The 24,866-nt window shown below is 29.5% G+C and carries 21 protein-coding genes and 1 tRNA gene; 9 read left to right on the top strand and 13 right to left on the bottom strand.

From position 1 onward, the window contains the following. Window positions 1–62 precede the first annotated feature (62 nt). Window positions 63–929, bottom strand: a complete 867-nt coding sequence (locus C4S76_RS04760; RefSeq protein WP_105193185.1) for a BadF/BadG/BcrA/BcrD ATPase family protein — start codon at window positions 927–929, stop codon at window positions 63–65. Between the two features lie 264 nt (window positions 930–1,193). Between C4S76_RS04760 and C4S76_RS04755 the strand changes: the two genes are divergently transcribed. The 3 genes from C4S76_RS04755 to C4S76_RS04745 all read left to right on the top strand — a co-directional run bounded on the left by C4S76_RS04755 (window position 1,194) and on the right by C4S76_RS04745 (window position 3,992). Further along, entirely contained in the window at window positions 1,194–2,501 is a 1,308-nt protein-coding gene (locus C4S76_RS04755; protein ID WP_105193183.1) for an aminopeptidase P family protein, read from the top strand. Window positions 2,502–2,529: 28 nt separating this feature from the next. Then, window positions 2,530–3,396: a cupin-like domain-containing protein gene (locus tag C4S76_RS04750; protein WP_105193181.1), complete on the top strand. Its 867-nt coding sequence runs from the start codon at window positions 2,530–2,532 to the stop codon at window positions 3,394–3,396. A gap of 353 nt (window positions 3,397–3,749) precedes the next feature. After that, window positions 3,750–3,992, top strand: coding sequence for a hypothetical protein (locus tag C4S76_RS04745; protein WP_105247141.1), 243 nt, complete (start codon window positions 3,750–3,752; stop codon window positions 3,990–3,992). 107 nt (window positions 3,993–4,099) lie between these two features. Here the strand turns inward: C4S76_RS04745 and C4S76_RS04740 are convergent, their stop codons facing one another. Together C4S76_RS04740 and ahcY are read right to left on the bottom strand one after the other, a co-directional pair. Next, window positions 4,100–5,308 carry an acetate/propionate family kinase gene (locus tag C4S76_RS04740; protein WP_105193177.1) on the bottom strand — a complete coding sequence of 403 codons (1,209 nt, stop codon included), beginning with the start codon at window positions 5,306–5,308 and terminating at the stop codon, window positions 4,100–4,102. A gap of 209 nt (window positions 5,309–5,517) precedes the next feature. Beyond that, window positions 5,518–6,831 carry an adenosylhomocysteinase gene (gene ahcY / locus C4S76_RS04735; RefSeq protein WP_105193175.1) on the bottom strand — a complete coding sequence of 438 codons (1,314 nt, stop codon included), beginning with the start codon at window positions 6,829–6,831 and terminating at the stop codon, window positions 5,518–5,520. Window positions 6,832–7,081: 250 nt separating this feature from the next. On the opposite strand from ahcY, the gene C4S76_RS04730 reads away from it, so the two are divergent. Continuing rightward, entirely contained in the window at window positions 7,082–8,110 is a 1,029-nt protein-coding gene (locus C4S76_RS04730) for an LLM class flavin-dependent oxidoreductase (protein WP_105193174.1), read from the top strand. 2 nt (window positions 8,111–8,112) lie between these two features. Further along, window positions 8,113–8,892 (top strand): nitrilase-related carbon-nitrogen hydrolase, encoded by a 780-nt coding sequence (locus C4S76_RS04725; RefSeq protein ID WP_105193172.1) that lies wholly within the window; start codon window positions 8,113–8,115, stop codon window positions 8,890–8,892. Between the two features lie 17 nt (window positions 8,893–8,909). Here C4S76_RS04725 and pdxY read toward each other — a convergent pair whose 3' ends face one another. Beyond that, entirely contained in the window at window positions 8,910–9,770 is an 861-nt protein-coding gene (gene pdxY / locus C4S76_RS04720) for a pyridoxal kinase PdxY (protein ID WP_105193170.1), read from the bottom strand. Window positions 9,771–10,001: 231 nt separating this feature from the next. Here pdxY and C4S76_RS04715 point away from each other — a divergent pair, with 231 nt between their 5' ends. Further along, window positions 10,002–11,546, top strand: coding sequence for a Do family serine endopeptidase (locus tag C4S76_RS04715; RefSeq protein WP_105193168.1), 1,545 nt, complete (start codon window positions 10,002–10,004; stop codon window positions 11,544–11,546). Window positions 11,547–11,818: 272 nt separating this feature from the next. Here the strand turns inward: C4S76_RS04715 and obgE are convergent, their stop codons facing one another. The 4 genes from obgE to C4S76_RS04695 form a co-directional block, all read right to left on the bottom strand. Then, window positions 11,819–12,802: a GTPase ObgE gene (obgE, locus tag C4S76_RS04710; protein WP_105193166.1), complete on the bottom strand. Its 984-nt coding sequence runs from the start codon at window positions 12,800–12,802 to the stop codon at window positions 11,819–11,821. 114 nt (window positions 12,803–12,916) lie between these two features. Further along, on the bottom strand, window positions 12,917–13,507 hold the full coding sequence (locus C4S76_RS04705) for an adenylate kinase (RefSeq protein ID WP_105193164.1): 591 nt from the start codon (window positions 13,505–13,507) through the stop codon (window positions 12,917–12,919). A gap of 19 nt (window positions 13,508–13,526) precedes the next feature. Further along, window positions 13,527–14,066, bottom strand: coding sequence for a hypoxanthine phosphoribosyltransferase (hpt, locus tag C4S76_RS04700; protein ID WP_105193162.1), 540 nt, complete (start codon window positions 14,064–14,066; stop codon window positions 13,527–13,529). An 82-nt stretch (window positions 14,067–14,148) separates the two neighbouring features. After that, the gene (locus C4S76_RS04695; protein WP_105193160.1) at window positions 14,149–14,601 is read right to left on the bottom strand and encodes a universal stress protein; all 453 of its coding nucleotides are present in this window, start codon (window positions 14,599–14,601) and stop codon (window positions 14,149–14,151) included. Window positions 14,602–14,725: 124 nt separating this feature from the next. Between C4S76_RS04695 and rseP the strand changes: the two genes are divergently transcribed. The 3 genes from rseP to C4S76_RS04680 all read left to right on the top strand — a co-directional run bounded on the left by rseP (window position 14,726) and on the right by C4S76_RS04680 (window position 18,412). Beyond that, entirely contained in the window at window positions 14,726–16,057 is a 1,332-nt protein-coding gene (gene rseP / locus C4S76_RS04690; protein ID WP_105193158.1) for an RIP metalloprotease RseP, read from the top strand. 56 nt (window positions 16,058–16,113) lie between these two features. Continuing rightward, a tRNA-Asn gene (locus tag C4S76_RS04685) sits at window positions 16,114–16,187 on the top strand. A gap of 494 nt (window positions 16,188–16,681) precedes the next feature. Further along, a complete protein-coding gene (locus C4S76_RS04680) occupies window positions 16,682–18,412 on the top strand; it encodes a S41 family peptidase (RefSeq protein ID WP_105193156.1) in 1,731 nt (576 codons plus the stop codon). Window positions 18,413–18,732: 320 nt separating this feature from the next. Here the strand turns inward: C4S76_RS04680 and C4S76_RS04675 are convergent, their stop codons facing one another. From C4S76_RS04675 to C4S76_RS04655, 5 genes are all read right to left on the bottom strand, one after another. Further along, window positions 18,733–19,086: a DUF4280 domain-containing protein gene (locus C4S76_RS04675; protein ID WP_105193154.1), complete on the bottom strand. Its 354-nt coding sequence runs from the start codon at window positions 19,084–19,086 to the stop codon at window positions 18,733–18,735. 22 nt (window positions 19,087–19,108) lie between these two features. Then, window positions 19,109–19,963: a hypothetical protein gene (locus tag C4S76_RS04670; protein WP_181044060.1), complete on the bottom strand. Its 855-nt coding sequence runs from the start codon at window positions 19,961–19,963 to the stop codon at window positions 19,109–19,111. A gap of 57 nt (window positions 19,964–20,020) precedes the next feature. After that, on the bottom strand, window positions 20,021–20,866 hold the full coding sequence (locus C4S76_RS04665) for a hypothetical protein (RefSeq protein WP_146105683.1): 846 nt from the start codon (window positions 20,864–20,866) through the stop codon (window positions 20,021–20,023). A 49-nt stretch (window positions 20,867–20,915) separates the two neighbouring features. Continuing rightward, window positions 20,916–21,773: a hypothetical protein gene (locus C4S76_RS04660; RefSeq protein WP_105193148.1), complete on the bottom strand. Its 858-nt coding sequence runs from the start codon at window positions 21,771–21,773 to the stop codon at window positions 20,916–20,918. Window positions 21,774–21,776: 3 nt separating this feature from the next. Further along, on the bottom strand, window positions 21,777–24,866 hold a 3,090-nt coding region (locus C4S76_RS04655), incomplete at its 5' end, for a type VI secretion system Vgr family protein (protein ID WP_105193146.1).

The following is a 24,866-nucleotide window of genomic DNA, read 5'->3' as shown; positions in this document are numbered from 1 at the left end:
GTTAATTTTATACTAACTATTTAAACAATTAATTTAAGCTTTTTTATGTATGTATATATTATTTAATATTGCAATTGGGGTATAATATATAATAAGTGATAATTAACTAAATTATTAATAGGTTTTTTTACAATTTCCCCTATTGTTAAATGATACTTTAATGCTACTGCTCTTAAAATATCTTCATAATAATGCGCTATAGAACCTATAAAATTAATTTCTAAATTTTTTGCATCTGTAAAAGCCATCACTTGGTTTTCAAAAAAAGTTTTCATTGCATCGTAAACCAAATTTTGAAAAAAAGGTTCCCTTTTATTTTCTACTATAAATCGATTAAAACTAGCAACAAAAGAATTGGCCCTTGGTTTTTGGTATACATTTTCTAATAATTCATCAATAGTTAATTTATATCTTTCCTTAAATTTTATTGATAAATATTCAGGTAATTTTTTATTAAAATAAGCATTTAATAATTTTTTACCTAAAAAGCTACCACTTCCCTCATCTCCAATAATCCAACCTAAAGAATGGATTTCTTTTTTGATTTCATTTCCATCAAAATAACAAATATTAGAACCTGTACCTAAAATACATATTAAAGCAGGTTTACCAAAGTAAGCTGAATAGGCTGCTCCTTTTAAATCATCTGTAATATTTATAACAGCATAAGGAAATAATTTTCTTAATATCTTTTCAATTATTGAATCAACAGATTTAGAAGAGCATCCGGCTCCATAAAAATAAAGATGTTTTATTTTTTGTGAAACACTATATATCTTTTTATTATTATGAATTTCTTTATCCATTTCTTCAGGTAGAGTAAATCTGGGATTAAAGCCTATTGTCTCTTCCCTTAATACTTCTTTTCCATTTTTCTCAATAATTACCCAATCAGTCTTAGTTGATCCACTATCTATAATTGCTATCATAATTATTCATATTTTATGTTTAAATTCATTTATTATATACTAAAATATAATCTAAAAAAAATTCAAAATAATGAAATTAATCATTATCTATTATTAAAATTATTATTTTATATAAAAAATACAATTAATTTTTAAATTTATAAAAATATAAAAGATAAGTTAAAATAGATATTTCATAAATCACTGTTCAATAAATATTTATTTTTTATTCTAAAAATTTATTGTAATTTAATTATCTTTGAAAAGTCAAATATTATTATTTATATGAAAACTAAGTATAAACCTATTGGAAAAAATTTATTTATAAAAAATAGACAAAAATTTGTTCAAAGAATGGAGCCTAAATCAATTGCTATTTTTAATAGTAATGATATATACCCCATAAGTGCAGATAGCACACTTCCATTTCAACAACATCGTGATATTTTTTACCTTTCAGGTATCGATCAAGAAGAATCTATACTGGTTATATGTCCTTATGCTTATCTTGAAGAGCATAGAGAAATGCTTTTTGTGCGTGAAACTAATGAACACATAGCTATATGGGAAGGAGAAAAATATACTAAGGAACAAGCTACAGAAGTATCAGGAATTAAAAATGTCTATTGGCTTCAAGATTTTGATAAAATACTAGATATTGTTATTCCACAAATGAATAATATTTATATAAATATTAATGAACATTACCGAGCTGAAAAAGTAGTAGAAACTAGAGAAGATCGATTCATAAAAAAACTTCAAAATAAATACCGAGCACATAATTACCTTAGAAGTAATCCTATTTTACAACATTTAAGATCTATAAAAGAACCTGAAGAACTTGAAATTATACAAAAAGCTTGTGATATAACAGAGAAAGGATTCCGAAGAATATTAAATTTTGTAAAACCAGGTGTATGGGAATATGAAATAGAAGCAGAATTATTACATGAATTTATACGTAACAGATCTAATGGTTGGGCCTATACTCCAATAATTGCATCAGGAAAAAACAGCAATGTATTACATTATATTTTAAATAACAAAGAATGTAAAGACGGTGATGTTATTTTATTAGATGTAGGGGCTGAATATGCGAACTATTCTTCTGATATGAGTAGAACCATTCCGGTAAATGGGAAATTTACAGATCGACAAAAAGAAGTATACAATTCCGTAATGAATGTTAAAAATGAATCTACAAAACTCTTAATTACTGGTAATAACTGGTATAGCTATCATGAAGAAGTAGGTAAAATTATGACTGAAGAATTATTAAAATTAGGATTACTTACCAAAGAAAACGTTAAAAATCAAGATCCTAAATGGCCGGCATATAAAAAATATTTTATGCATGGTAATTCTCATCATATGGGATTAGATACTCATGATTATGGTATATTAACTGAATATTTTGTTCCCAATATGGTATTTACAGTTGAACCGGGCATTTATATTCCTGAAGAGGGTTTTGGTATTAGAATTGAAGACAATGTGGTAATTCAATCTAATGGAGAGCCTTATAATTTAATGAGAAATATTCCTATAGAAGCAGATGAAATAGAAGATCTTATGAATTCTACTCCTACATAAAAATAATATAATTTCTAAACTTTTACATATGTTCAAATATAAAGATGTACAAAGAGTTGAGCGGATATCAAAAGATGATTTCTACCATAACTTTTACAAGACACAAACTCCGGTAGTAGTAGAAAAACTTACCGAAGACTGGCCTGCATATAAAAAATGGAATTTCGATTATATAAAAGAAATTGCCGGAGATAAAATTGTTCCTTTATATAATAATGATCCTGTTAGTGCAGATAAAAAAGTTAATGAGCCGGATGCCCGGATGAAAATGTCTGAGTATATAGACTTACTTTTAAAAGGTCCTACAGATCTAAGAATTTTTTTATTTAACCTTCTAAAACAGGCTCCTTCTCTCCAAAATGATTTTTCATTTCCTGACTTAGGACTAAATTTATTTAAAAGTTTACCTATGTTATTTTTTGGCGGAGCAGGATCTAATGTTTTTATGCATTTTGATATTGATTTGGCTAATATTTTACATTTTCATTTCGCCGGAGAAAAACAATGCATTTTAGTACCTCCAAGTGATACAAAATATATGTATAAGTTACCCTATGCTAATATATGTAGAGAGGATATAGACTTTGATAATCCTGATTTTGAAAAATGGCCGGCACTAAAATATGTCAATACATATAAGGTTCATTTATCTCACGGAGAAATGCTTTATATGCCAGAAGGATGGTGGCATTATATGCAATATCTAACCCCTGGTTTTTCAATGAGTTTACGTTCATTAGCTAAAAGACCTGCCAATTTTACAAATGCCGTACTAAACCTTTTTGTTAAAAGAAATTATGATAATTACATGAGAAAGAAACATGGTAAAAAATGGTTAGATAGTAAAAATGAGAAAGCTATAATAAACACTAATAAAGTTTTACAATCTTTATAAAATATAAAATGTAATTTTTAAAAGGAGATTAATTTATAATTAATCTCCTTTTTATTTTATACTTTGTAAAAATTATATTTTTTAATTCATACAATTATTTATTAGTTCTATTCAATATAAATAATTATCTATATATTAAACAACTATTTATTCATTATACAGTTTATTCATTTTTTGATAATTATGATGAAAATTAGAATCTATATTTTATTATAATATACTCAGCTTTGAATCTTAACTATAATACGGATAGTGAATGGACTGAATTATAAAGATATTTTCTTGATTATATAAATTATTAATTTTTGTTTAAAATAAAATATTTTATTACATTTGAAAAAAAGGAAAATATAATGATAACATTACTTTATACAGGAGTTTGGCCATTTGCTAAATTTATAGGTTTTCTATTATTTTTAATTATTGCTACAATGGGTTTTTGGTGTTTAATGTTTTTAGTGAGTATTCTTCCGTATTGGCTTACATATGGTATTGCAGAAAACAAAGGTAAAATAAATGCTGATGTTGAACCTGACTCTGTAAGAAGAAAAACCTTAGCAGAACAAGAAGGTGTTGAGGTTGTATTCAAAAAATAAAATCAAGACTTCAATAAAAATAAAAGAGCCGCTATAAAGCGGCTTTTATTTTTTATTAATTAATTTAAATTCAGTTATATTTATTTACAAAAACGCAAAAAAATAATTTAGTGTTTAGCTATAATCTTTAATGTTTCTTGAGCTATGGCCAGTTCTTCATTGGTAGGAATTATTAGTATTTTAATTTTAGAATCTTCTGACTGAATTTCGACTACTCTGTCAGGAGAATTAAATTTTTCATTTTTTTCTTTATCCAATTTAATGCCTAAAAAATCAAGATCTTTACATATTAAATAACGAAGATTACAATCATTTTCACCAATTCCTGCAGTAAAAATAATAGCTTCAGCACCGTTTAAAGCCGCCATATAAGCTCCTATGTATTTTTTTACCCGATAAGAATATAAATCCAAACACAAAACAGCATTTTTATCTCCCTCATAACTTAATTGTTCAACATCTCTTGCATCGCTTTTTCCCGTCATTCCAAGCATTCCTGATTTTTTATTTAGTAAATCATCTAATTCTTCGAAATTCACTCCACATTCTCTCACCATATAAAATAAAGCAGAAGGATCTATATCTCCACTTCGGGTTCCCATTACCAATCCGTTAAGTGGAGTAAATCCCATAGAAGTATCTATACTCTCTCCTTTTTGATTAATTGCAGTAATACTTGCACCATTTCCTAAATGCAAGCTAATCGTTTTAACATTTTTATTTCCTAAATAATTGGCTGCCTGTTCTCTAACATATTTATGACTGGTACCATGGGCTCCATAAACTCTGATTTTATGATTTATATAAAATTCATTAGGAATAGCATATCTAAAAGCTTTAGCAGGCATAGATTGATGAAATGAAGTATCAAAAACTGCTACCTGAGGTACGTTCTTAAATAATTGTTCGGCAACTTCTATTCCTAAAAGATTTGCAGGATTATGTAGAGGAGCGAGTGGACTAATTTTTCTTATAAATTCTTTTATTTCTTTTGTTATAAGAACCGGATGGGATACGCTTTCTCCTTGTACTACCCTATGTCCAATAGCATCAACTTCTGATACATCTTTTATTACTCCTATTTTACTATCTGTGAGTAAGTTAACTATTACTCTCATTCCTTCTATATGTGAAAGGAAATTCTGATTAATTTCTACTTTTTCTAAATTATTATTTTTAAAATATTTATGAATAACTTTCCCACCTTCAATACCAATTCTTTCAATTAATCCTTTAGCTATTAATGCATTAGAATTCATATTCAGTAATTGATATTTTATAGACGAACTTCCTGCGTTGATAATTAATATTAGCATTCTTAAATTTTTTTACAAAAATAATGCTTTTCAAACTATAAGTAAAAATAGAACTTATAAATTTAATATTAGATTATGATTAATATATTTAATAACTACTTTTTTATTTGTACAATAAAAAAAGTTTATTATATATCTAAATTTTTTCATAGAATATATAATAAACTTAAAATTTTTATATATAAAATTAAATCCTAGCGAGAAGTAGACTAGTATCTATACTGGTCTGATTTAAATGGTCCTTCTACAGTAACTCCAATATATTGAGCTTGTTTTTCTGTTAAAATATCTAATTCCACTCCTATCTTAGGTAAGTGTAAAAGTGCAACTTTTTCATCCAAATGTTTAGGCAAAGTATATACTTTATTTTCATATTTTCCAGGATTTTGCCATAATTCAATTTGTGCTAAGGTTTGGTTACAAAAAGAGTTACTCATTACAAAACTAGGATGTCCGGTTGCGCAACCTAAGTTCACCAAACGACCTTCAGCTAAAACAATAATATCTTTTCCTTTAATGGTATATTTATCCACTTGAGGTTTGATGGTTACTTTTGTATTTCCATAGTTATGATTTAGCCAAGCCATATCTATTTCATCATCAAAGTGACCAATATTACAAACTATTGTCTTATCTTTCATAGATTCAAAATGTTTCCCTTGTATTATATCACAATTTCCTGTACAAGTGATTACTATATCGGCTTTTTTTATAGCGTTGTCCATTTTTTTAACTTCAAAACCATCCATAGCTGCTTGTAAAGCACATATAGGGTCAATTTCTGTAACAATAACACGAGCTCCTGCCCCCCTAAATGAGGCAGCACTTCCTTTACCTACATCTCCATAACCTGCAACTACTACTACCTTACCGGCCATCATTACATCTGTGGCTCTCCTTACAGCATCAACAGCAGATTCTTTACACCCGTATTTATTATCAAATTTAGATTTAGTTACAGAATCATTAACATTTATAGCAGGTATTAACAAAGTACCGTTTTTAACTCTTTCATATAATCTATGTACTCCGGTAGTGGTTTCTTCTGAAAGTCCTTTAATACCTTTTATTAATTCCGGATATTTATCTAATACCATATTAGTTAAATCACCACCGTCATCTAAAATCATATTCAACGGTTTTCTTTCTTCTCCAAAAAATAAAGTTTGTTCTATACACCAATTAAATTCATCTTCATTTAAACCTTTCCATGCATAAACAGAAGTTCCCTTAGCTGCTATAGCTGCTGCTGCATGATCTTGAGTGGAAAAAATATTACACGAACTCCAGCTAACCTCAGCTCCCAAAGCTTGTAAGGTTTCTATTAAAACTGCAGTTTGAATTGTCATATGTAAACAACCGGCAATTCTTGCCCCTTTCAACGGTTGCTCATTTTTATATTCTTTACGTAGTGCCATTAATCCTGGCATTTCAGCTTCTGCTAATTCAATTTCCAATCTCCCCCATTTAGCTAAAGAAATATCTTTGACTTTATATGGAATATATTCTGTTTTAATACTCATAATACAAATTTAACATTTTTGCAAAGTTATTAATTTTAATCTGAGCAACAAAAATCTCTTTTACATCCATTTGTTATTTATTTTATTATAAATTTATTTAATTTTTATATTTTAATAAAAGAATATACATAATTCCGAATAATAGTTAAATTTAACATAATAAAAAAATATTAATTTATCCTTTGAGATTTATAATTAAATGTCTAATAAAAATTAAATAAAGAAATATCAAAAAATTGTAGATTTATATATGAACAATTCACAATTAAAATTAAGTATATTAGATCAGGTATATATAAGAAAAAACAGTACCGCTACAGAGGCTTTAAAAGAAACTACAGATCTTGCTATTTTTGCCGATCAATTAGGATACACTCGGTTTTGGGTATCTGAACATCATAATTTTCCTTCTTTAGCAAGTCCTGCTCCTGAAATACTAATTGCACATTTAGCAGATCATACACAAAATATCCGAGTGGGTTCCGGTGGAATTATGTTGCCTAATCATAGTACTTTAAAAATGGCAGAGAATTTTAAATTATTAGTGTCTCTTTTTCCGGGAAGGATCGATATGGGAATAGGTAGAGCACCCGGAACAGATAGATTTACCGCTTCTCTATTGAATCCTTCTAATACATTCAGCGAACAAAACTTTATTGAACAATTATATCATCTGGAAGCATTTTTTCAAAATATAAAAAAAGAAGGTACATTATTTGAAAAAGTACAAGCCATCCCCATTACTCATAACATACCCGAATTGTGGTTGCTAAGTTCAAGTGGAGAAAGTGCTATGTTTGCTGCACATTTTGGTATGAAATTATCTTTTGCTCATTTTATTAATGGCAATGGTGGCGAGAAAGCTATACAATCTTATAAAGAGCAATTTCGCCCGTCTCAAAACCTAAGTAATGCTAAAGCTAATGTAGCTATATTTGCTTTTTGTAGTGAAGATGAAAAAGCTATTCATAGAAATGAAGCTATTATGGACTTTCGTTTTATTCAACTGGAAAGAAAAAACGGAAATTTTAATGCAGTAACATACAATGATATAAAAAATGAAATATATTCTTCATATGAAAAAGAAAGAATAATGGCTAATCGTAAAAGAATGATTTTCGGTACTCCTAAAAAAATAAAAAATGATATAGAAAAATTGGCTTCAGATTATGGTTTAGAGGAAATAATGCTAATTACATATGCTGAAAATAAAGAAGAGCGTTTTAATTCTTACAAACTATTGGCTGATATTTTTTTTAATAATAAAAGAAATTGGTAAATATGCAATTGCATGAAAATCTCATAATACAATATGTGGAGTTTAATCCAAAATGGGAAAATATAGACAATAATCTTCAATATCTAACTTCAATCCTACAAGGCAACAAAGCTATAGATCTTATTATATTTCCAGAAATGTTTAATTCCGGATTTAGTATGAACACTACTAAAATAGCCGAAACAATGGAAGGAACAACTATAAATTGGATGAAAAAACTATCTCTTGAAAAGAATTCAGGAATATGTGGAAGTTTAGCTATCAATGAAAATAACAAATATTATAATCGTTTTATCTTTATTAATCAGGGAAAAATAATTGCCCAATACGATAAACACCATCTTTTTAATTATAGCGGTGAATATATGGTTTATACTCCTGGAAATGAAAAAGTGATTTTCGAATATAAAGGTTGGAAAATTTGTCCTATGATTTGCTTTGATCTTAGATTTCCCGTTTGGAATAGAAATATGGAAGATTATGACTTAATGATTAATGTTGCCTCTTGGCCAGATACACGTCTTGATGCTTGGAAAAGCCTACTTAAAGCACGTGCCATAGAAAATATTTCATATGTATGTGGAATAAACAGGATTGGAATAGATGGAAATCATTTATATTATTCAGGACATTCTACAATTTTATCTCCTTTAGGAAAAAAAGTTAAAACAAAAAAAATTCATAAATCCTTATATCAATGCACTCTTTTTAAAACTGAAATACATAAATGGAGGAAAAAATATAAGTTTTTAGAACAAAGAGATCCATTTCAATGGATATAAATTCCATGTATTATTTTTTATATTTTTACTGCTTCAAAAATTAATGAAGGATTTACAATTTGATTTTGAGAAGCGACCAATTGCAACTCATATTCACCAAGTTTATGAGTTTCCAACATTACAGCATACACCGCTGAAGTAGTATGTTCCAATGCTTCTTTGTGAGATTTACCTAATAGTAAATTAGCCAATAATAACCCGGAAGTTAAATCGCCTACACCAACTGGTTGCCGAACACCAAAATCTATTAAAGGACGAGAAATATGCCATATTTCAGATGTAGAAACCAAAAGCATTTCAAATTTATCTGTTCTATATCCGGCTCTGCTTAAATGTTTTATTAATACTAATTTTACTCCGTTTTCAAGCAAAATTTTGGCTGCTTTTATACATTCTTCTACAGAATTTATACTTTTACCTGTCAATATTTCTAACTCCAATAAATTAGGAGCCATAATGTCACTAACCTTAACCGCTTCGTGGGTAAAAAATTCAGAAACTCCTGGTGCTACTACACAACCTTTTTCGGGATGCCCCATAACCGGATCACAAAAGTAAATTGCTTCTGGATTTTCCGATTTTACTTTTTTTACAATTTCTAAAATAGATTTTCCTTGTTCCGGCGAACCTATATATCCATTTAAAACAGCATCGCATTTTTTTAGCTGATGTATATGATCTATACCTTTTACTATATCTGTTAAATGATTGGCAGACATTACCTCGCCTGTCCATTGTCCATATTGTGTATGATTCGAAAACTGCACAGTATTAAGCGACCATACCCCAACCCCGCAACGTTGTATTGGAAATTCTGCTGCACTATTTCCCGCATGTCCGTAAACAACATGGGATTGAATTGATAATATATTTTTCATATTATAAATAAGGTTTTTTAAATAAAGTGCTAATTTAAAAACTTTAAATATTTAATTACTTTATTTTAGTTAAACATTTTTACAATAAAAAAAATATTAAATTTTATTCTACTAATAAGAAAATATTAAGGTCGTGTTAAAAATCGTTAAAGATACAAATCGCCTTCATTTTTGGTATCACTTTTGAAAGTAAGTAGAGCAGTATAATAATGAATAAAAATATTTTGTACTATGAAAAAAAATAAATTTGAACTTAAAAAAATTGCTTCTTACCTTTTAGTTGGAATTTTAAGTGCTTCTATTTCCATAGGTGTATCTTCAATGACTAAAAATACAAGTTTAGGCGATTTTGAATTATTTAAACAAAATAAAAAATCTGATGCATATTTTACATCTGCTACTAATGCGGCTAATTTTAATCCGCCAGATTTAACTGTTGCAGCAGAAAAAACTATAAATGCAGTTGTGAGTGTGAAAAATTATTCCTCTTTCACACAACAAAGACAACAACGTCAAATGATTGATCCGTTTGATTTCTTTTTTGGAGATCCTTTCGATTCAGCTCCACAAAAACCCAGACAACAACAAGCTCCTAAAGATGTACCTAATGGAATTGGTTCCGGTGTAATTATTTCCCAAGATGGCTATATTGTTACCAATAATCATGTGATTGATGGAGCTGATAAAATTGAAATCACTTTAAACAATCAGAAAACTTACATGGCTACATTAGTAGGTACTGATCCTAATTCTGATATTGCTTTATTAAAAATAGATGAAAAAGGGCTTCCTTTTCTTAATTTCTATAATTCTGATGATGTAAAAGTAGGAGAATGGGTATTAGCTGTTGGTAATCCTTTTGGGTTAACTTCTACAGTTACTGCCGGAATAATTTCTGCAAAAGGTCGTAGTTTAGATATATTAAAATCTAATTCCCTATCCCCTATTGAATCATTTATTCAGACAGATGCTGCCGTAAATCCAGGAAATAGTGGGGGTGCGTTAGTAAATACTAATGGTGATTTGATAGGAATTAATACAGCAATATCTTCGCATTCAGGAACCGGAACCTATGAAGGTTACAGTTTTGCTGTACCTTCCAATTTAGCCAAAAAAGTAGTAGAAGATATTAAAAAATATGGTTTAGTACAAAGAGGATATCTAGGAATCGGTGCTTTGGACATGAGTGATGATGCTGCTGTAAAACAATATAATACTCAAAACAAAACTTCTTATAAATCTCAGCAGGGAGTATTGGTTACAGAAATTCAGAATGATGGAGGTGCAAAAGATGCCGGTATGAAAAAAGGAGATATTATTACTCAGATTGATGGGGTAACTATCCGAAATTTCCCTACTCTTTCAGGTATTATAGGTGAAAAAAGACCGGGAGATGTAGTAAAAGTTATTGTTTTAAGAGATGGCACTAATAAAACATTTACTGTTAAATTAAAAGATGCTAAAGGGGGAACTTCCGTAAAAACAAAAGATGATTTGAGTGTAGCTGAAAAATTAGGAGCGAGTTTCCAAGAATTATCCGATCAACAAAAAGTAAATTACGGTTTGGAATCTGGAGTGGTTATTTCAAGTATCGATGGAAATGGAAAATTGAGAGCTGCAGGTATTAATGAAGGCTATATTTTAATGGAAGTTAATGATAAACCTGTAAACAGTGAAAAAGATATTGAAAAAATATTAAAAAATTATAAAGGAACTGTATCTGTAAGATATGTAGATATTTATGGACGAATCTATAGGAGAGGCTTTAAATTGTAAAATACAGCTTAATCATATATTTAATTAGTAGTTTTTAATGCAGTTTTTATTAAAATAAAAACTGCATTTTTTATGCATTGATTTTTTAGAATTTATATAAATTTTATAAGCCTATAATTTCTACTAATTTATATTGCTTATATCAAAACTTCTAAATTGAACAAATTATATATTGTTAAATTTTTTAATGTAATTAATAATTTCTAACACTATTTATATTTTTTCATTTAAATTCCACTAATGTATTATTTAAAAACGAAAAAAATTTTATATTAATGTAAAATTTTCCAAAGCTCGTCTTTCAATTCTACTAAATTTTTTCCGGTAACTGCTGATATAAATATTAACTTAAAATTTTCAGGAAAAGTCTTTCTTATTTCTTCTTCTAATTCTTTATCCAATAAATCAGACTTTGAAATTGCAATTAATCGTTCCTTATCTGCCAACTCAGGATTATATTTAGCTAATTCATTTAATAATATTTGATATTCTTTATAATAATCTTCTGCATCTGCCGGAATTAAAAATAATAAAATTGAATTTCGTTCAATATGTCTTAGAAATCTATACCCTAAGCCTTTACCTTCAGAAGCTCCTTCTATAATTCCAGGAATATCTGCCACTACAAAAGATTGAAAATCCCTAGATTCAACAATTCCTAAATTTGGAACTAAAGTAGTAAAAGCATAATTGGCTATTTTAGGTTTTGCAGAAGTTATCGCTGATAATAATGTAGATTTTCCTGCATTAGGAAATCCTACTAATCCTACATCTGCTAATAATTTTAATTCTAAAGTAACAACAGCCTCTTCTCCTTCCAATCCAGGTTGTGCATAACGAGGAGTTTGGTTAGTTGAAGATTTAAAATGAGAATTCCCCAAACCTCCTTTTCCTCCTTTTAAAAGTATTATTTCCTGTTTATCTTCCGTTATTTCTCCAAGAATATTTCCCTTTTCATCTTTAGCTATTGTTCCTATAGGTACATCTAAATAAACGTCAGCCCCATTTGCTCCGGTTAATTCCTGTTTACCTCCTGGTTTACCATTTTCAGCTTTTATATGTCGTAAATATTTTAGTGCCAATAAAGTCCATAATTGGTTGTTTCCTCTTAATACAACGTGTCCTCCTCGTCCTCCATCTCCCCCATCAGGACCTCCTTTAGGAATATATTTAGCTCGATGTAAATGGGCTGAACCCGCACCTCCATGTCCACTTTTACAATTAACTTTTACATAGTCTACAAAATTAGATTGCATTTCCTTTTTAGTATTAGAATTTATAAAAAAGGGATTATCATGTATATTTCATAACAACCCCTTAATTTATTATATTTTTAAATTTATTTTATTATACAATACCGGACTTTCTTTTTAATCCTTGGATTGCAAAATTTCTTCCAATTCATGAGATAAAGCCTGAGTGATTTCTTCTATATTTCCTTCTCCTTTTACTTCAACTAATTTATTTTGGTTTTTATAATATTCTGAAACTATTTCTGTTTTTTCATAATATTCTTTAATTCTATTTCTTATTATATTTTCATCTCCATCATCAGATCTTCCACTATCTATACTTCGTTTTAGTATTCTTTTTACTAATGCCTCATCTTCTACATGTAAGGCTAAAGTTTTATCTACATCTGAGTTATATAATTCTTGCAATAAATGATCTAAAGCTTCAGCTTGACTGGTTGTCCTTGGATATCCGTCTAAAATAAATCCTTTTTGATCTGAATTTCTTTGCAATTCATCTTTTAGCATTTCTGTAGTTAACTCATCAGGTACTAATTTTCCTTTTTCTATATAAGATTTTGCCTCTAATCCCAATGGAGTATTGTTTTTCATGTTATACCTGAACAAATCCCCTGTGGATATGTGCATCAAGTGAAATCTTTGTGCTAAAATTTGAGCTTGTGTTCCTTTACCGCTCCCCGGAGGGCCAAATAATACAATAATAATCATTTATTTTAGTTTTGTTCATTTATTCTTGTAATTGGTAGAGACCTTCTAAATTCCTACCTAGTCCTTCATAATCTAAACCGTATCCTACTACAAACTTACTGGGTATATTCATACCAATCAAATCAATATTTAATTCTTTCTTATATTCTTCCGGTTTAAAAAATAAAGTAGCAATTTTAATACTTTTTACTGGTTTGGTTTCCAATAATTTATATAAATATTCTAAAGTGTTTCCTGTATCTATAATATCTTCTAATATAATTACATGCCTATTAGTTATATTAATGCCAATATCTGTAACTAAATCTACTCTACCAGAACTCTTAACACCACCATGGTATGAAGATAATTGAAGAAAACCTATTTCACAATTTCCTTTATAATGTCTCAACAAATCACTAAAAAACATAATTACCCCATTAAGTACTCCAACAAAAACAGGGGTTTCTTCTTTATATTCTTCATAAAGTGTGTTACTCATTCTTTGAATTGCATGATTTATTTCTTCAGAAGTTACAAACGGAGTAAATGTTTTATCAAGTATTTTAATTTCGTTCATATGTTATTTCTAAGGGGCAAATATAACCATATTGAATCAATTTTAAAACTGATATTTTAGGAATTAATATTATTTGTAACATTTATTTGTGATTTACATATTTTTTAGGTGGAATTATTAATACCGGAACTTTTGCCTTTTTTATTACATCTTTAGATACACTTCCTAATATAGCTTCCATAAAAACTCCCCTGCCATGAGATCCCATTATAATCAGATCTGTTTCCTTTGCTTTTGCCTCTTTTAAAATAATTTCGGACGGAGCCCCTTGTTTTACAATAATTTCAACTTCTACACCTGCCTCTTTTACTTTTTTTTCATATTTAAGTAATTCATCTGTTTCTTCTTTCATTCCTGCTTCTTCCAATTCTGGTAAGTACTGAAATCCAATATCTCCTATTACAAACCCTAAATCTAAACTTGCAACATGCAATAAATATACTTTACTATGAACTGCTTTTGCATAGTAAATAGCTTCTTCTATAATATATGCGGTAGATTCAGAAAAATCAACCGGAACAACTATTGATCTCATAGGTTTAATGAATTTTAATATATCTTGTTAAAGATAAAAAAAATTTTATTTCAATGAATAAAAAATCCTTTTAATAAAATTTGTTATTTTTGCAGCTTACATGTTTACTTAATAACAATAAAATATGCATTTATTTATTCAGATTGCTCAACTATTATTATGTCTTTCTATACTTATTGTATTCCATGAAGCCGGGCATTTTTTTGCAGCAAAATTTTTTAAAACCAAAGTTGAAAAGTTTTATCTATTTTTTGATCCTTGGTTTTCTCTTTATAAAAAGAAAATTGGTGATACCGAGTATGGTATAGGATGGCTTCCGTTGGGAGGCTATGTTAAAATTGCTGGAATGATTGATGAGAGTATGGATACTGAACAAATGAAAAAACCACCTCAACCCTGGGAATTCAGGTCTAAACCTGCCTGGCAAAGACTTATTATTATGCTTGCTGGAATTATTGTTAATATCATTTTAGCTATTATTATATATGCCGGTATCTTAATGACTGTTGGTGAAAGTACTGTTGATACACAAAAATTACCCAATGGATATTCGTTTTCAGAGGTAGGTAAAAAATTGGGTTTTAAAGATGGAGATAACATATTAAAAGTTGATGGTAAAACAATATCTTCTTTTAATTATCTTCCTATATATATTTTATTTGGAGATAATGTTACAGTGCAACGAGACGGAAAGATATTGAATTTTAATCTTTTGCCGGAAGAAAAAAAACATGTACTTACTAGTGAAGGTAAAGGATTTATTTCTCCAAGAATCATTACCCGTGTAGACTCTGTATTACCTAATAGTGTTGCTTATAAAATTCTTCAAAAAGGAGATATAATCACAGGTATAAATAATAAACCTACTCCATTTTTTGATGAATTTAAAAATGAACTTCCTAAATATAAAAAAGATACTATTACAATTAATTTGAAACGAAACAGCCATGCTATAACTCAAAAAATTTATGTTCCTGATAGTGCTATATTAGGATTTTCTACAGATATAATAACGTCTCTTAAAAATGCGACTACCTATAAGAAATATGGATTTTTTGATGCTTTAAAAAGAGCTCCTGCCTTGTCCTGGGAAATGTTGGTTATTCAAATAAAGCAATTTAAATTAATTATTAACCCTAAGACAGAAGCTTATAAACAAGTAAGCGGTCCGTTACGATTATACCAGGCTTTTTCTCCTGAATGGGATTGGGTGAAATTCTGGAACTTTACCGCTATGTTTTCTGTTTGGCTGGCTTTTTTAAACCTTTTACCTATTCCCGGGTTAGATGGCGGACATGCTTTGTTTACGATTGTGGAAATGATAACCGGACAAAAGTTAAGTGATAAAGCTATGGAAAAAGTTCAAATGGTAGGGATCTTTATACTCCTAGCAATCATGATATTAGTCTTTGGAAATGATATTTGGAATATTATACAGAGTATGATAAATAAATAAATTTCATTAAAAATTTTGTGATATAAAAAAAATCTTATAGATTTGCACTCGCAAAATCCTCCTTAGCTCAGTTGGTTAGAGCATCTGACTGTTAATCAGAGGGTCGCTGGTTCGAGCCCAGCAGGAGGAGCTAAATTGAAAAAAGGTTATAGATTTAAAAGTCTATGACCTTTTTTTGTTTTCCTAAAAATATGAGATAGAATTATTAACTTCAATTTTTATAAAAATATATAAAATTTGTGGTTATTTTATCTCAAAACTTTTTTATATTAATACTATAGATAAATAAAGTTCAAATATTTTATCTTTGATTGAAATAAATTTTGTTCTTCTATGTTTATCAAATTGAGTTAAAAAATTATCGTCGTTAACATCTCTATCCAATCATATGAGAATACAAGCTATTATAATAATATTTAAAGGTAATTTTAGGATAATAATTTCTTTGAATAACTTATAACCCTATATATGGAGATAGTTTTATGTAATCAAGGATAATAATTAAACATAAAAATAAGTTAATTTAATTTCCTTATTTTTATGTTTAAATAATTATTATATCAACAATTAAAAATAATAACATTCTGTTAAGAAACAATTTTTATCCTATTATCCATATCTATAATGATGAAAAATACATATTTATTTATATTTTTCCTATTATTTAGCCTATTTTCCTATTCGCAAACCTCTTTTGAATTGCAAAAATTAAAAGACTTTGCTAAATTATATGGAATAGTTCGGTATTTTCATCCCTCTGATGAAGCTGCTGAATTGGATTGGAATGCTTTTGGTGCTTATGGAGTAGAAGAAATATTAAAAACAAAAAATCAACAAGAATTTGAAAAGAAACTCAAAGAACTCTTTATACCTATTGCTCCTTCCCTTTCCTTTAAAGGAAAAAAATATCATTGGAATACTTTACATTTATATCCTGTATATTGGATACATAACGGATTAGGATTAGGAAGTATTCCTTACAAAGGAATAAAAACCTACTTCAGTAGTCGATTTAATAAAGATACGCTAAATTCTTTAAAAAGAGGACCAGTTAATATGAATCCATATTATACATTAAATCTATCTAATAATATAACACTTACCATTCCTATTATAGTTTATACTAATGGAAATCACACACTGCCTGTCAAAGATAGTCAACATTTTAATCAGATGGTTAAAAAAATAAATAAAGTATACTTAACAGATTTTGATAGGAATATCAGTTTAGTCAATATTATTATTATCTGGAATATTTTTCGTCATTTTTATCCTTATCAAAAAGAAATAGAAATAAATTGGAATAAAATTTTAGAGAGCGGATTAAAGGAGGCATATTCAAATAAAACAGAAAATGATCATTTATTAACTTTGAAAAAATTTACCGCAGTTTTTCAGGATGGACATATTAAAATTTCAAATTCTAAAATAAAAGATTTAGATGATTATGCTTTACCAGTTTCATGGAAGTGGATTGAGAACCAATTAGTTGTAAATAAAATAATGAATAGTGTAACAGGTATAGAAAAAGGAGATATTATACAAAAGATAAATGGGCAAACTGTTAAAAACTATATGGATAGTACAGGCCAATACATTTCAGGCTCAAAACAATGGAGGCAATGGGCTGCTTTACAAGAGGGACTTAAAGGATCTAAAGGATCTAAAATAACATTATTATTCAACGATGGAAAAAAGATTGAACTTTCCAGGGAGTACTTATATCAAAAAAATCAGAATTTTTATTCTAGAGAAGATACTATAATGTTTAAGGAACTAAACAGTAATATACTATATCTTAATTTAGATAAAATAACTAAATATCAATTCTATCAACAATACGATAAAATAAAATCCTTTCATAAAATTATTTTAGATCTAAGAGGATACCCTAATAAAGGAGTACGTGAAATGCTCACTAATTTTTTTCCTAATAAATTTTTTAATGATGTATTTTTCAAACCACTTATTAAAGAACCAGAACTTAGAGGGGTAGAATGGAAAGGAGGAAGATGGCTCTATAAATTGACCGATAGTTTGCTAGCTAAAATAGTTTTATTAGTTGATGAAAGGTGTATTAGCTATGCAGAATCCGTGACATCCTATTTAAAGGAAAATAAGTTTGTTACTATTTTGGGACATTCCACAGCAGGAGCTAATGGTAACGTTAATAGAATTAAATTAGCAGATAATTTTTTTATGACCTTTACAGGAATGAAAGTAAAAAATCCTGATGGTTCCCAATTTTTCACCAAAGGAGTACAACCAGATATTTACATAGATTATACAATTGAAGGGATCAAACAAGGAAAAGACCCTTTTATTGAAAAGGCTGTTGAGGTTTTAAATAAATGAAGATCCTAACTAATTAAAATTAACATTTTTATTTAAATTAAAATAGTATAGTATTAGATAATATGTTTTCAAAAAAAGTAGATCTTTATTATATAAAAAAAACTTTGTAGAAGAATAATCCAGAAAAATGAGTTAATAGAAAAACTCTAAAAATGTAGATAACTAGAATTTTCTCTATTACCGCTTCCTCTAATAATTAAATTCAATAGGATCTAAATATCTTGTGAGGCATTCTCCGGTTGATGTTTTTCACCCTATTAAATGAGCTGTTTTAGATGATACTTGAATATAATTGTAATCATATTATATTCATAAACTATCTATTCTTCTTCATGATTTTCCGAATGACCTTTATCTATAACTTTAATAGTTCCCCCAATAGCACAATGACAAATTGAGGTATCTAATAATATTTTATAGTCATTTAGTTTGTCTTTTTTTGTTGTTTGTTTCCAAGAAATAGGCGAAGGTACACAGGGAAGAAATCCACCGGGTATCGGTTTTAGTTTACACAAACCAAAAGCCTTTATATTAATATTACCTTGTTTATCTTTTTCGGTAGCAATAGGTTTATTTTCAATAAAGAAAAAATTCTGGCTGGTTACTTTCAATTGAGTTAGTGCAGTTCCTTGATTGCATTGTAATTTGGCTTTTTCTGTAATTTTTTGTGGCATTTTTATAATGTATTTATTCCTCTCATATAAAACGGGAAGTAAACCCATGGGTATCTTTCTTATCATTTTTGGCTATGGAAATATTATGTTTACGGGCATAGGTTTCAAATTGTTTTTGCTCAAACTCTTCCCATTCTTCTCGGGTATAATCCTTCCCTTCATAGGTTTTGTAAACACCGGAGGTCTTTTTATCCTTTGCTCCATCTATTTTTACTTTTCCGGTTTCTCCATCCATTACATAGTTTAACGGTATAAAAGCAGGAGGTTCTCCAAATTCCGGAAAGTTTTTTGGGTCGGTATTGGGAATTCCTTTAACTATGGATATGATCCAGTATTTTTCTTTATTTTGCTCTCCAAAATATAATTTAAAAACGGCTCGTCCATCTTCATCTACTCTACCTTTTCCGGTTTTTAGGTTAATATAGCCTTTTTCCTGTAAAAATTCCAGTACCTGTTGGGGCTTTATTTTTCCGAATTTCTTATCTTCATTTACCTCTTTAATTAAATTTCCTTTTTCATCGTAATATTGGGAAATGCCTACTTTTACATGTTCTCCTATATAGGTCTCTTTTAACTTTAAATTTCCATTAGCATAAAATTCTTTATATATAATATAAAAATTAGGCAAAGGAGGTGTTTCATATTTTACAAAACCATTTTCATAAATACTCCCCGTAATTTTATATGAAGACCCATTTTCAAAATTTTTTTTTAATTCATAAGAATATTCTGTATTTGTAATTGGATATTTTAAAGCTTCTTTTTCAAACTCTTTAATATTTAAAGTTTCTATTATAACATTATTTTTGGAATTTACAGTTGTTTTTCTTTCCTGTCCTTGACAGGAAAAAATAACCCCGCTAATAGAAAAAAACACTAACAGCTTATAGATATTTTTTTTGTTTAGAATATTATTCATATATATAAAATAATCTTATTCATCTAGTAAAAAACGGGAAGTAAACCCATGGGTATCTTTCTTATCATTTTTGGCTATAGAAATATTATGTTTACGGGCATAGGCTTCAAATTGTTTTTGCTCAAACTCTTCCCATTCTTCTCGGGTATAATCCTTCCCTTCATAGGTTTTGTAAACACCGGAGGTCTTTTTATCCTCTGCTCCCTCTATTTTTACTTTTCCAGTTTCTCCATCCATTACATAAATTATAGGAATATAGGCGGAAGGTTCTCCTTTATCTGGAAAATTGGATGGATCATTATTAGGCTTACCTTTTCTTATAGTGATATACCAAATTTTCCTACCTTTTTCTTCATAAAAATCTAATTCAAAAACAGGTAGGCCATCTTCATCAACTCTACCTTTTCCGGTTTTTAGGTTAATATAGCCTTTTTCCTGTAAGAATTCCAGTACTTGTTGGGGCTTTATTTTTCCGAATTTCTTATCTTCATTTACCTCTTTAATTAAATTTCCTTTTTCATCGTAATACTGTGAAATTCCTATTTTTACGTTTTCTCCTATATAGGTCTCTTTTAACTTTAAATTTCCATTAGCATAGTATTTTTTATAAACAGTTAAAAAAGAAGGAGTTGGTAAATATTCATATAAAGATGGTTCTCCAACTATCCCATTTATAAACACTTTAGTACCGTCTTTTTTTAAATATGAATTACCTAATGGATTATCTTTCATCCTTTTATTATAATCATCGAAATCAAATTTTTCTATCATGGGGGGGACTTTTTTATTGGGTTTACTTTTTTTTATTTCCTGTCCTTGACAAGAATAGAGACCCCCACTAATAGAAAAAAATACTAACAACTTATAGATATTTTTTTTGTTTAGAATATTATTCATATATAAAATATTCTTATTCATCTAGTAAAAAACGGGAAGTAAACCCTTTGGTATCTTTCTTATCATTTTTGGCTATGGAAATATTATGTTTACGTGCATAGGCTTCAAATTGTTTTTGCTCAAACTCTTCCCATTCTTCTCGGGTATAATCCTTCCCTTCATAGGTTTTGTAAACTCCGGATGTCTTTTTATCTTCTTTCTTATCCAAATCGTTTTTATATTCTTCCGGTATATATTCCCCAAAGGTATGGGTAGTTTCTTTAAGTAACTTTCCAGTTCTTCCATCCAGCTCTATATCTTGTATTATTTGATTTCCATATTTATCAAATTCTTTAGTATCCCAACTCAAATACCAAATAGGATGGTTATTTTCATTTTCTCTCCATACCCGTGTAAAAGGATCCAATAAATTTACTTTTCGGTTTTCCAACCAAAGCTTTACTTTTTCCCAAGGAAAATCTTTATAGGGAGCATCGTAATCAGTCTGTTTAATTATATTTCCTCGTTCATCATAATCAACTACAATTCCTTTAGTAAAGGCATTACCATGAAATATTAGACCTCTTATCTTTATATTCCCATTTAAATAATAATTACATTTTAAAATGAAAGGATTATCTTTTCTTGAAATTTCCATCCAATACTCATCTTTTACTTTTCTCACAAAATATTCTTGATTATTCTTTGTAAATAACCAACTTCCATTTTTTTGATGTTTATTAAATTCATCTATATTAAATCTTTCCATAATGGTGTCTTTTTTAGGTATTGGTTGTTTTGCTGTAGTTTCTAACAATCTATTCTTTCTTTCCTGTCCTTGACAGGAACTTATAAGTAAGGAGGCTGAAAACAATAATAGTATTTTATTCATGGATTATTCTTTTTTCATTAATGAATTTTTTCTTATAATATCCCACTGCCATTTCCAGGTAGCATAGCGGGTAGCGGTATAATCTTCAATATTTTCCGTAATATTCCTTGGAAAAGTAAACGTGCTATCATTATCAAAAGTATGATATAATCCCATACCATGTAAAAATTCATGTACCAAACAAGTTGATTTACGTCTCTTATAATCGAAAACCAGGGCATTGTTGGAAGGGATATCAAATGCTTCTCCTCCAGTTCCCGGGCAAGGCAGGTCAAAAATATAGATAATAAAGGCTCCAGAATATTTTGCCATCAGACTGTAATTACTGATCATATAGCTATGCAGTTTTCCCCTACCTTTTATATCTCTTGTATAAACAATATTTCCTCCCTTTATAAAATTTTTTATAAAAAAAGTATCTGTAGAGAGATCAATACTATTATCTACTATCACATTAGGCATAATCAAGGCCTGGCTTAAATATTTTTTTAGTTTAGCTTCTTCTCCTGTAATATTACCTTCTTCTCCCATACTCGTTACTTTTGTTTTAACCGGAGCCAAAACAATATCAACCTTTTTTCTGTCTAACTTTCCATTTTTATGCACTTTTAACCTTCCTGCAAGTTTCTCATCAGCATATACATCAATAAACTGATCGACATTAAATGTTTTTATACATTTTATTGTTAAATAATCTGGCAATGTATGTTTACCTCTAGTTTTAGTTACTATTTCGGTTTTATTTAACTGAAACAGCCTTTTATCGTATTTAAAATCTAATTTTTTAGGTGGTTCTTCTATATGAAGTTTTAAACTTAATTTTGCTGTTTTATCCTTAAACAAAGAAAGCCAAGGAACTATATAAAAATCTTTAGTGAAAGGCACAGCCAATACTTTGTATTGCTTTAATAATTTGGTATATTCATTTGCATCAGCAACTATATTATTTCCATAATTATTATTGGAAATATTACCTGAGGCATCTTTATTTTTTCCTATTATATCTTTATATGCTTTAGTATCTCCAGGGTTTCTACCTGTATCTCCTGTTCTGACCCAATCAAAACCAAATTCTCCACTCCAATTATTATGAGGACGAAACTGTACTATACATTTAGCTTCAATTTTAAATTGTTTTGGTTCATAGTCATTACTTATATTACTCAAGGAATTTTTAGTTTCACCTTTTAATTCGGCAATACCTCGGGAATTCAACGTAGCCAACTCGTCTGAATGGAGCATTAATCGTTGACCTCCTTGTACAAAGGTCTCAGGACTTTCAATTTTAATCTGGTTTTCAGAGTTTATTAATGCTTTTCCTGCCTGGGTATGATAATAATTACTTACCAGTTGCTGCATAAACGGAGTGTTTACCAGCATCTTTTGCATTATATCCAAAGTAGCCTGGTTTCCTACCGTGAAATGCAGGTTATTCCCTACATGTATATTCAAATTTTCTCCGGTGGTTATTTCCATGTCTTTAGGTGCATAGGTTTTTATATTACCCTGTCCGTCCATAAACATTTTATTTCCGCTGGGGTCTTCTATAAGTATAGAACCCTGTTCCTGTGCATCATTAAAAACAATCTTGGTCCCACTACGGGTCTGTATGACTTTAATATCGTTTCCCTGGGTGTAATATTCTGCAATCTCTCCACCATTATAAGCCGTTCCCAACACAATAGGAGCTTCGGCATTTCCTCCCTGAAACGCACACAATACGGTTTCTCCGATCTCAGGGTTGAAATAAGTCCCTTTGCCTCCTCCGGAATGGGGCTGTATTACCTGTACCCAAGGAGTCTGGCTGTTAGCCCTCCTTTGCCAGGCAAACTGCACCCTTACCCTTCCCATTTTCAGGGGGTCTCGGTTGTCCTTTACAGTGGCATGTTGTATCTGGGCTTTGGGAGCTTCAACCTCGTTATAGTATGGAGGAACCGGTAAGTCTTTAGGTACTCCGACAAAGGTATTGGTATACCCTTCTCCGTCTGCAAAGGTGTGGACGATCTCGGTAATCTTATACGATTCTATGGGTACCCGTCCGTTTTTGAATATTTCATGCCCCGGAATCCAAGCCATCATCTTAACCACATCACCGACACGTAAGCAAGGATTATTACTGGTAGCTTCCACATAGACTAAATTCTGCCTTTTCTTCATATCTCTTTCCAATGATCGTTGCATATCCAACGAGCCGTTAAGCAATAAGCTCTGATCGTAATGGGCCGTAGGAGATACATTATATAGGTTTTTGGATGCATTGTAGGCAAATTGCTGAAAAGGGTTGTTAGAGGATTGTATGCTTTGGGTTTTGGAATCTAGCAAATAGTCTGTTCCTTGTTTGGCATCATAGACCGTATAGGAAAAATTCTGGGGCTGCACTTCCATCTTAATTTCATAATCGTAAACATCTTCTCCTTCCATTAACTCAATAATTTTACCTCCCCAGGCAGAGAAACAAAACTGTTCTCCATTGTAGTAAAAATATTCTCCAAACCTTTTACTTAGCTGCTGTAAAAACTGAAAATCGGTGCTGTTGTATTGTACTATATAATTCAGCCTTTCATTGTAATTAGGATTAATATGAAAGCTTATAACATTTTGCGGATAGTCTTTAATTACTTCTTTAATAATTTCCTCAAAGGTCTGGTTTTCAAAACTGCGGCAATGGAGCCCGTTTTCCATAAGAATGGAAGGAGAAGTCCCCCGAAAAACAATCTGGCGAATTCCTTCTTTTTTAGGCATGGAAAGTTGGGTAATGATTCCGGTAAAAATAGAGGTGGTTTTCCCGAACTGTCGGAATTGGAAACTAATCCTTTTTCCTAAATATTCTCTGGAGTTTTGTAAAAGGTAAGTGGTATGATTCTCTCCGAATTCGTCGGGGTCACAAATAAGGGTAAATTCGTGCAGGTCATTGATTTTTTGCCTGATTTCTAATTGGATATTTGTTTGAGTGAAAAAATCAACTCCATTGATCTTTATTTGAACTGATACTAAGTGGGAATCTCCGTATAAGTCTTCTTTTGTTCCTCCGTATTTTGCAAAATAAGAGGATTTATTTTGGGGTGGATTAATTTGAAAAAGAGGGTTTTTCTC

Source organism: Apibacter adventoris (assembly GCF_002964965.1).
GTDB classification, from domain to species: Bacteria; Bacteroidota; Bacteroidia; order Flavobacteriales; family Weeksellaceae; genus Apibacter; species Apibacter adventoris.
The sequence above is the reverse complement of the archived record's forward strand: the minus strand, read 5'-3'. Positions and strand labels throughout refer to the sequence as shown.

Excerpts from the sequence above, each read along its gene's own strand:
- C4S76_RS04675 (WP_105193154.1), bottom strand. The coding sequence starts at position 19,086 with ATGCCACAAAAAATTACAGAAAAAGCCAAATTACAATGCAATCAAGGA.
- C4S76_RS04715 (WP_105193168.1), top strand. The coding sequence starts at position 10,002 with ATGAAAAAAAATAAATTTGAACTTAAAAAAATTGCTTCTTACCTTTTA.
- C4S76_RS04695 (WP_105193160.1), bottom strand. The coding sequence starts at position 14,601 with ATGAGATCAATAGTTGTTCCGGTTGATTTTTCTGAATCTACCGCATAT.
- C4S76_RS04730 (WP_105193174.1), top strand. The coding sequence starts at position 7,082 with ATGAACAATTCACAATTAAAATTAAGTATATTAGATCAGGTATATATA.
- C4S76_RS04750 (WP_105193181.1), top strand. The coding sequence starts at position 2,530 with ATGTTCAAATATAAAGATGTACAAAGAGTTGAGCGGATATCAAAAGAT.
- C4S76_RS04745 (WP_105247141.1), top strand. The coding sequence starts at position 3,750 with ATGATAACATTACTTTATACAGGAGTTTGGCCATTTGCTAAATTTATA.
- C4S76_RS04680 (WP_105193156.1), top strand. The coding sequence starts at position 16,682 with ATGATGAAAAATACATATTTATTTATATTTTTCCTATTATTTAGCCTA.
- C4S76_RS04705 (WP_105193164.1), bottom strand. The coding sequence starts at position 13,507 with ATGATTATTATTGTATTATTTGGCCCTCCGGGGAGCGGTAAAGGAACA.
- C4S76_RS04755 (WP_105193183.1), top strand. The coding sequence starts at position 1,194 with ATGAAAACTAAGTATAAACCTATTGGAAAAAATTTATTTATAAAAAAT.
- pdxY (WP_105193170.1), bottom strand. The coding sequence starts at position 9,770 with ATGAAAAATATATTATCAATTCAATCCCATGTTGTTTACGGACATGCG.
- obgE (WP_105193166.1), bottom strand. The coding sequence starts at position 12,802 with ATGCAATCTAATTTTGTAGACTATGTAAAAGTTAATTGTAAAAGTGGA.
- hpt (WP_105193162.1), bottom strand. The coding sequence starts at position 14,066 with ATGAACGAAATTAAAATACTTGATAAAACATTTACTCCGTTTGTAACT.
- rseP (WP_105193158.1), top strand. The coding sequence starts at position 14,726 with ATGCATTTATTTATTCAGATTGCTCAACTATTATTATGTCTTTCTATA.
- ahcY (WP_105193175.1), bottom strand. The coding sequence starts at position 6,831 with ATGAGTATTAAAACAGAATATATTCCATATAAAGTCAAAGATATTTCT.
- C4S76_RS04740 (WP_105193177.1), bottom strand. The coding sequence starts at position 5,308 with ATGCTAATATTAATTATCAACGCAGGAAGTTCGTCTATAAAATATCAA.
- C4S76_RS04725 (WP_105193172.1), top strand. The coding sequence starts at position 8,113 with ATGCAATTGCATGAAAATCTCATAATACAATATGTGGAGTTTAATCCA.
- C4S76_RS04760 (WP_105193185.1), bottom strand. The coding sequence starts at position 929 with ATGATAGCAATTATAGATAGTGGATCAACTAAGACTGATTGGGTAATT.
- C4S76_RS04660 (WP_105193148.1), bottom strand. The coding sequence starts at position 21,773 with ATGAATAAAATACTATTATTGTTTTCAGCCTCCTTACTTATAAGTTCC.